General features: G+C 43.8%; 1 protein-coding gene. It reads right to left on the bottom strand.

Annotated features, from left to right (window positions below; all coding sequences use genetic code 11):
• On the bottom strand, positions 1 to 1082 hold a 1082-nt coding region (locus B5D42_RS17970), incomplete at both ends, for a hypothetical protein (protein ID WP_176113059.1).

Raw genomic sequence — 1082 nt, 5'->3', positions numbered from 1 at the left:
TTCACCTTTGTATTCAACCTCGTCTGAACGGCAGTAAGTGAATCCAGCATGCGCTGACTCTTCAGGTAGTTTGTCAGCATAGCTGCAGTATCCGAGATCTTAACGCGACCATTGATCTGGCTTTGGTAAGTACTCAGCATAGCTGCTGTATCAGTTATGTTCAACTTAGTATTCAATCTTGCCTGAACAGCGGTCAGAGAGTCTAATAAACGCTGAGATTTAATATAAGTACTCAGCATATTAGCTGTATCGCCGATCGCAAGTTTTGTATTCAACCTAGCCTGAACGTTTGCAAGTGAGTCTAACAGTGCCTGGCTTTTCAGGTAATTAGCTAACATTGTTGCAGTGTCACTGATATTAACTTTCAGGTTAATTCGATTGCTCAGGTTTACTGTATCAGTGGCATTCAATTTAGTATTGATCCTTGCCTGAACATTGGTCAGAGAATCTAATAAACGCTGAGATTTAATGTAGGTGCTCAGCATGTTCGCAGTGTCGCCGATCGCGAGTTTGGTATTTAACCTTGATTGAACATTCGCTAACGAATCTAACAGCGCCTGACTTTTCAGGTAGTTAGATAACATACCGGCAGTGTCACTCGTATTCAGTTTGGTGTTGAGGCGAGCTTGGACAGCAGCCAAAGAATCCAGCATGCGCTGACTCTTCAGGTAGTTGGCCAGCATCGAAGCAGTATCGCTGATATTCACTTTCAGGTCAATACGATTGCTCAGATTCATCGTATCAGTGGCATTCAATTTAGTATTGATCCTTGCCTGAACATTGGTCAGAGAATCTAATAAACGCTGAGATTTAATGTAGGTGCTCAGCATGTTTGCGGTATCCCCGATTGCGAGTTTTGTGTTGAGGCGAGATTGAACATTCGCTAACGAATCTAACAGTGCCTGGCTCTTCAGATAATTAGATAGCATGCCAGCAGTATCGCTCGTGTTCAATTTTGTGTTGAGGCGAGTCTGGACAGCGGCCAAAGAATCCAGCATGCGCTGACTCTTCAGGTAGTTAGCCAGCATGTTTGCCGTGTCGCTGATGTTCACCTTCAGATCAATACGGTTGCTCAGATTCAT

Source organism: Sediminibacterium ginsengisoli, from assembly GCF_900167075.1.
Classification (GTDB): Bacteria; Bacteroidota; Bacteroidia; order Chitinophagales; family Chitinophagaceae; genus Sediminibacterium; species Sediminibacterium ginsengisoli.
The sequence above is the reverse complement of the archived record's forward strand: the minus strand, read 5'-3'. Positions and strand labels throughout refer to the sequence as shown.